The 5,107-nt window shown below is 63.6% G+C and carries 13 protein-coding genes; all 13 read right to left on the bottom strand.

The window, feature by feature from the left end; genetic code table 11:
• Positions 1-509, bottom strand: a 509-nt coding sequence (locus Q4C89_RS13840; RefSeq protein ID WP_303103209.1) for a hypothetical protein, incomplete at its 3' end; no start/stop codon positions are given.
• Positions 510-511: 2 nt separating this feature from the next.
• Positions 512-835, bottom strand: coding sequence for a hypothetical protein (locus tag Q4C89_RS13835; protein WP_303103208.1), 324 nt, complete (start codon positions 833-835; stop codon positions 512-514).
• A gap of 3 nt (positions 836-838) precedes the next feature.
• Positions 839-1,183 carry a hypothetical protein gene (locus tag Q4C89_RS13830; RefSeq protein WP_303103207.1) on the bottom strand — a complete coding sequence of 115 codons (345 nt, stop codon included), beginning with the start codon at positions 1,181-1,183 and terminating at the stop codon, positions 839-841.
• A gap of 18 nt (positions 1,184-1,201) precedes the next feature.
• Complete coding sequence (locus Q4C89_RS13825; protein WP_303103206.1) at positions 1,202-1,564, bottom strand: hypothetical protein; 363 nt, start codon at positions 1,562-1,564, stop codon at positions 1,202-1,204.
• Positions 1,565-1,599: 35 nt separating this feature from the next.
• Positions 1,600-1,824, bottom strand: a complete 225-nt coding sequence (locus Q4C89_RS13820) for a hypothetical protein (protein ID WP_303103205.1) — start codon at positions 1,822-1,824, stop codon at positions 1,600-1,602.
• A 41-nt stretch (positions 1,825-1,865) separates the two neighbouring features.
• Positions 1,866-2,204: a hypothetical protein gene (locus Q4C89_RS13815; RefSeq protein ID WP_303103204.1), complete on the bottom strand. Its 339-nt coding sequence runs from the start codon at positions 2,202-2,204 to the stop codon at positions 1,866-1,868.
• The gene (locus Q4C89_RS13810; protein ID WP_303103203.1) at positions 2,201-2,623 is read right to left on the bottom strand and encodes a hypothetical protein; all 423 of its coding nucleotides are present in this window, start codon (positions 2,621-2,623) and stop codon (positions 2,201-2,203) included. Before Q4C89_RS13810 ends, Q4C89_RS13815 begins: the two co-directional genes overlap by 4 nt.
• Complete coding sequence (locus Q4C89_RS13805; protein WP_303103202.1) at positions 2,623-3,162, bottom strand: hypothetical protein; 540 nt, start codon at positions 3,160-3,162, stop codon at positions 2,623-2,625. The genes Q4C89_RS13810 and Q4C89_RS13805 overlap by 1 nt, the downstream gene beginning before the upstream one ends.
• 179 nt (positions 3,163-3,341) lie before the next feature.
• A complete protein-coding gene (locus tag Q4C89_RS13800) occupies positions 3,342-3,578 on the bottom strand; it encodes a hypothetical protein (protein ID WP_303103201.1) in 237 nt (78 codons plus the stop codon).
• The gene (locus tag Q4C89_RS13795) at positions 3,575-3,787 is read right to left on the bottom strand and encodes a hypothetical protein (RefSeq protein WP_303103200.1); all 213 of its coding nucleotides are present in this window, start codon (positions 3,785-3,787) and stop codon (positions 3,575-3,577) included. The genes Q4C89_RS13800 and Q4C89_RS13795 overlap by 4 nt, the downstream gene beginning before the upstream one ends.
• Complete coding sequence (locus tag Q4C89_RS13790; protein WP_303103199.1) at positions 3,780-4,166, bottom strand: hypothetical protein; 387 nt, start codon at positions 4,164-4,166, stop codon at positions 3,780-3,782. Before Q4C89_RS13790 ends, Q4C89_RS13795 begins: the two co-directional genes overlap by 8 nt.
• Positions 4,167-4,173: 7 nt before the next feature.
• Positions 4,174-4,647 (bottom strand): hypothetical protein, encoded by a 474-nt coding sequence (locus Q4C89_RS13785; protein ID WP_303103198.1) that lies wholly within the window; start codon positions 4,645-4,647, stop codon positions 4,174-4,176.
• The coding region (locus tag Q4C89_RS13780) for a hypothetical protein (RefSeq protein WP_303103197.1) at positions 4,644-5,107 on the bottom strand (464 nt) is incomplete at its 5' end. The genes Q4C89_RS13780 and Q4C89_RS13785, both read right to left, overlap by 4 nt.

The following is a 5,107-nucleotide window of genomic DNA, read 5'->3' as shown; positions in this document are numbered from 1 at the left end:
TCAAGCCCCTTGGCCTTGGCCGTCTCGGTGATCTTCTTGTCGGCTTCGGCCAGCTTCTCACGGCTGAAGTGCAGCTCGGCTTTCTTGACTTTCAGAAGTGCCTCGACCGCCCGCACCCCTGCGCCGAGCGCACCCTTGGCGTTCAGGTCAAGGTCTTCCACCTTGTCCAGTGCCCGCATCCACTTGTTCAGCAGGATGTTCATGGCAGCCTGTTCCATCCCCAGCGTCTGCCCGGTGGCCTGGGCAATCGCCTCGACCTGGCGCTGGGCTTCAATGGCCCCAAGCACGTCGGGCATCAGGTGGTCAGACTTGTGGCGGCTCAGGCCCGCTTTGCTGATGACCAGGCCGTGCGCCGCTGCCCAGTCGATGATCTGGTCATAGCTCAGCCGCTCACCGTCCTCGTCGATTTCCTTGCCCATCAGCCGCAGGTCGATGTCCTGCCGGAGGGGCGAGCTGCACACCTTGCACTTAGGCCGGAGCAGGGCGCTGTAGTCGTACTGGTCGGACATGCTTACTGCCCTCCCTGATTTTCCTGTTTCTCCAACTGATTGACCTGCTTGGTGGTCTGCTCAATCTGGGCGGCCTGCTGATTGCTTTGCCGGACCAGTTCCACAATCAGCGAGCGGTTGGAGTTGGCGGTGCTGACGGCGTACCCGGAAACCAGCAGGGACGTGCAGGCCAGCGCCACCACTGCGACGAACATGGCGAGGACCGTCCGGTTGTTCTGCTCGACGTGGTGGAGCTTGGTGTTGGTTTCCCCGAACCCCCGCTCCACCAGGGCGCACAGCCCATTCAGGCGGCTCACCACGTCACGGAATTCGGCTTCCATCGGCATGGCTTATCGCCTCGGCTGGAGCAGGATTCCAGGCTCGCGCTTGCGGGCGTTCTTGTCCTCGTAGAGGTCGATGCCCTTCTGGGTGATGGTAACCGACTCGAAGCGGGTGTGGTCGTCCATTGCCCAGTCCACTTCCACGTAGCCCGCGCCTTCGAGCCACTGAAGGCTGTTGACGATCATGGCTTCAGGAGGCAGCAGGCCGGAGGCACCGAGGCCGTCAATCATCAGCCGGTTGGCGGTGCGGGGCGTGGCCGGGTCACAGAGGCCCTTGTCCTGAAGGATGTAGAGGTGGGTGAGCAGGGTGCCGCGTGCCATGCGGCGGGCGTATAGCTGTTCCTGGTTGCTCATGTTGGCTCCAAAAAGCCCCTACTCGGTGGCAGGGGCGTCGTGTGATTTCGTCGGTTCTCTCAGCCAGCCTCGTTCGGCCAGTACTCGCCAGAGTTGCTCGGCGGCGAGCTGGTCAGTGGGCATCGGTTCATCCCTCTGCACAGCCCAACGCACGCGCTCAGCCTGAGCAACGCCAAGCACCTTCAGCGCGGCCTGATAGTCCCGGTCAGTGATTTCGTAGGTCTGCCCGATGTTCAGGATGCGAATAGGCGCGGGGCTGTCGCATTCCACCGTCCCCACCAGTTCCACCTGGGCAATCCGCCAGCGGTCAGCCCGCAGCGCCTGCATGAGCAGGGCAGGCCAGTTGATGCGGGACGGTTTGCAGGCGGGTGGATCAGGCAAAAGAAGAGGAGGAACCGCTTTCGGCTCCTCCAGTCCTAGAACTCGTCGAACAGAGATGGCAGGGAACTTTTTTCGGGCGGGAGGTACGGCCTCAGTTGCGCCCGTTCCACCATCACCGGCGGGCCGTCTTCTGGCAGATACGCTTCCAGCGACGTGCGGCGCTGGCGGTAGCGTTCGCAGTTCGGATTCACGCAAACCCTGTACCTCCTGTAGAAGAGAATCCCAGCCGCGTCCTCTCCCACGGTGCCGAGGGGAATCACGATGGTTTCCTCCTGGCAAACGTCACAGGGCAGCCCGGCCATCAGCGGTCGGGTCCCCGTGTGACACGGCTGGATGCTGGCAGGCTACCGGGCAAAGTTGCCGCGCCGTGTGCAGGGCTGCAAACGTCTTTTTCTTCGTCCTGTTCGGTTGCCCGCACGGTAGCACAGGCATCATCCAGCGCCGCCGTGACGTGCGGCCCCGTGGCGAGTGCCCAGCCGCGTTGGTGCTGCTCGACCAGGTTGCTACGGCTCAGGCTGTCCAGAATCCCTTCGACCGCGCTTTCCTTCAAGCCCGTTTCGCGGGCGAGGCTGTAAGCACTTCGGGGCGTGCTGCTCAGGGCTAGGAGCACGGCGGCACGGCGGCGGCCAGGGGCGCTCATGCGGTCACCGCTGTCACGGAATATGAGGTGCTGGACGCGAAATCGAAGTTCAGCCCTTCCAGTGCGTCCACAAGGGCGTTGTACAGTCCCTCTGCCCCGCCATCTTCTAGGGTGGCGGCCACAGCTTCGCTTCCCAGATCGGCGTCGGGGAGATCGGGCCATGCGGCCTTGACCTCTTCAAGTTGGTCAAGCCAGGGACCAAATCCTTCGGTGAAAGTCGGGCCGTCAACCACAAGCGCCAGCTTCAGGCTCACCCCATTGCTTTCCAGTTCCACATCTTCTACGCCATCAAGATCGGCCTTCAGGCGGCTCTTCAGCGTCTTAAACTCGCGCTTGTTCAGGGTTTCCTTGGTTTCGTCCGGTCCCAGCCACAATAGTTCCCCGCTCAAATGGACACGGTATTTCGTCGGCGTCGCCATCACAGCCCCCCAAACCCGAACTGCTGCACGCGGCCTGCCAGTTCGTCCATGCGGCTTCGTTCCGGCCCGACCAGTACTTGCCCAGGCAGCAGCACGAGGCGGTGCAGGCCGTCGCCCGGCTTCATGCTGATGGTCACTTCCTGGTCGTGCAGGGTGCCGGACACGACCGCCTTCATGCCGAGCCACTGTTCGATGGTCCGCACCTGCGAGCGGCGAGCGGTCAGCTCGACCACCTGGAAGTCAGCGGGCAGCCACAACAGCAGGGTGAGTTCCTCAGTGCAGACGGGCGGCTCTCCGTTCTTCCCCCAGTCGGCAAAGCGGCAGTCAAAGCAGGGGCCGTAGGTGCTCCCGTCCACGCATTCGGGGCGGGGGTCAGGGTTGGAGAGGCTAGGCCACAGCACGCGGCCCTCGCGCTGTGCCAGGACGACGGCGGTGATTTCTTGAAGCTGTTCGCCGGTCAGGGTGTTGGTGAACGTCCCGGCGCTGTAGTCCAGGCTGAAGGTGGGCAAGGTGGGGCGGGTGGGCTGAAGGTCAGTCATGAGCGTGTCTCCTGTGTTGCTCGGAAATTCGGCGTTGGCGGGTGAGGTGGTCGCTGAAGATGCGGCGTTTGGTCAGGTGCCATTGCTGGCAGTGGGAGCAGTAGTAGGCCCGCCAGGGCGGATGGAAGGCATTTCCCATGCGTTTCAGTCGTCGCATGAAGCGGGCTTCCTCTAGCGCCTTACCCCGCGACGGGTACGGGCGTTTCCCCGTTTTGCATTCCCGCATCGGGGTCCTCACCGTTCAGAAAGAAGTGCATGTCACTGGCGCACTGGTGGCAGATGGTGTCTCCGGCCCCGTCCGTCTCCGAGCAGCCCGCGCAGACGCTCAGGTGGCAGACGTAGCAGGTCAGCGGCTCGCCCACGTCGCTGTCACACAGGGCGCAGGAATCAGGGGTCAGCAGGTCGAAGTCGGTCACGACGCCACTTCCTCTTGCAGCACCGTGATGACCTCATCCAGCGTGTCCCGGCGCACGGCAGAGGCGGCGGTGTTCCAGGCGGCCTGCACATGCGGGGGCAGGTCAGCCCAGTGGGGCATGTCGTAGCCGTTCCAGGTTTTGCCCCCGGTGTGGTCCCGGTAGCCGTTGTAGGCCAGTTCTCCGAGGGGCTTGGGCTTCAGTTCAGGCATCTTGGGTCACTTCCTTCAGGGGAGCGAACGCGGCGGCCAGCCGGTCACGCTCGTCGGGCAGCAGGGCGTCCAGCTGGGACGGGCGGGTGCTGATGCGGGCGTCGGGCCGTTCGTTCTTGTAGAGGCGGGCGTACAGGGCGGTCAGGTTGTTGTTGACCTGGAACTGGTCGTCTCCCGCATGGACCACGCTGTGCCAGCGCATGACGTGGCAGATCATGTCGGCACTCAGGCGGCGGTCAGGGTCACCAGCACGGTAGGCGTCAGCCGTGGCGCGGAACTGGCGGTACATATCGGGGTGGTTCTCCAGATGCCAGACGTAGTAGCCGAGGGGGTCGGTGCTGAAATCGGGCGCGGTCACGCGGGGCGTCAGGTCAAGCATGGTTCTCCTAGTCCCAGAGGGGCAGGTCGTCTTCGGTAGCAGCCTGTGGTGCAGGCGGAATCTCGGGTTCCACGACCTTGGTGGGCGCGGGCTGTGGCGGGGCTTGACCCTGGAGCCTCATCCGGCCCCAGGTGCGGCCACCGTTGCGGCTGTATTCGTGGTTGCGTTCCCAGTTGCCCTTGCCGGTGATGCGGATATGGGTAATGGCGTGGTCTTCGAGCCAGTGCTTGAAGTCGATCAGGGTGCGCTTGCCGTCCTTTTCCCGTACCAGCGGCGAAAGAATCAGGTGGACGTTGCTGAAGTTGACGGCAGGGAAGGGGAGGCCGCGCACGTCGAAGGTCCGGCTGATGCCGCCGTGGTACTGGCGCATCCAGGCCGTGCTGATGGCGGCGAGGTCACACTCGACCTTCTCGTACCAGGGAATGGCTTCGAGCAGCGTGGCCGCGTCGGAGTAGGCGAAGACCATAGGTTGCCGGGTCATTTGTGATGCTCCTGGACTTGAAGGGAGCCAGGAACCGGGCCGCGTTTGCACCACTTCTGCCAGATGTGGAAGCGCAGGCCCCAGCGGTCGTAGAGGTATTCGGTGTGATTGCTCCGTTTCTTGGTGGCGGTCATGACCGTCACGCTGCACTTCTTGCAGGTGCTGAAGGTGCCGTAAGGGTTCCGACCGTAGTGTCCGGTCATCCCCCATTCGTGGTCACACAGTTCGCCCTGGAAGCCCTCGGTGACGAGGCGGGCATTCTGATATTCGCCGTAGCTGTGGGCGGGTTCAAACTTCGGTTCATAGAAACCGTGGTCTTCTCCGGCGTCTTCACACTCCTGTGGGGTCGGGGCACGCCCGTCTGTGCGATAGACCAGCAGGGTAAGCACGCCGTTCTGCTCGCGCTTGAGAACTTCCACCCGGCTCATGCCAGCGCCTCGGCACGGGTGATGCGGGTGAG

The organism is Deinococcus sp., assembly GCF_030523985.1.
In the GTDB taxonomy this organism is placed as follows: domain Bacteria; phylum Deinococcota; class Deinococci; order Deinococcales; family Deinococcaceae; genus Deinococcus.
The sequence above is the reverse complement of the archived record's forward strand: the minus strand, read 5'-3'. Positions and strand labels throughout refer to the sequence as shown.

Coding starts and splice junctions, on each gene's coding strand:
- Q4C89_RS13835 (WP_303103208.1), bottom strand. CDS start 835: ATGCCGATGGAAGCCGAATTCCGTGACGTGGTGAGCCGCCTGAATGGG.
- Q4C89_RS13830 (WP_303103207.1), bottom strand. CDS start 1,183: ATGAGCAACCAGGAACAGCTATACGCCCGCCGCATGGCACGCGGCACC.
- Q4C89_RS13815 (WP_303103204.1), bottom strand. CDS start 2,204: ATGAGCGCCCCTGGCCGCCGCCGTGCCGCCGTGCTCCTAGCCCTGAGC.
- Q4C89_RS13810 (WP_303103203.1), bottom strand. CDS start 2,623: ATGGCGACGCCGACGAAATACCGTGTCCATTTGAGCGGGGAACTATTG.
- Q4C89_RS13805 (WP_303103202.1), bottom strand. CDS start 3,162: ATGACTGACCTTCAGCCCACCCGCCCCACCTTGCCCACCTTCAGCCTG.
- Q4C89_RS13795 (WP_303103200.1), bottom strand. CDS start 3,787: ATGCCTGAACTGAAGCCCAAGCCCCTCGGAGAACTGGCCTACAACGGC.
- Q4C89_RS13790 (WP_303103199.1), bottom strand. CDS start 4,166: ATGCTTGACCTGACGCCCCGCGTGACCGCGCCCGATTTCAGCACCGAC.
- Q4C89_RS13785 (WP_303103198.1), bottom strand. CDS start 4,647: ATGACCCGGCAACCTATGGTCTTCGCCTACTCCGACGCGGCCACGCTG.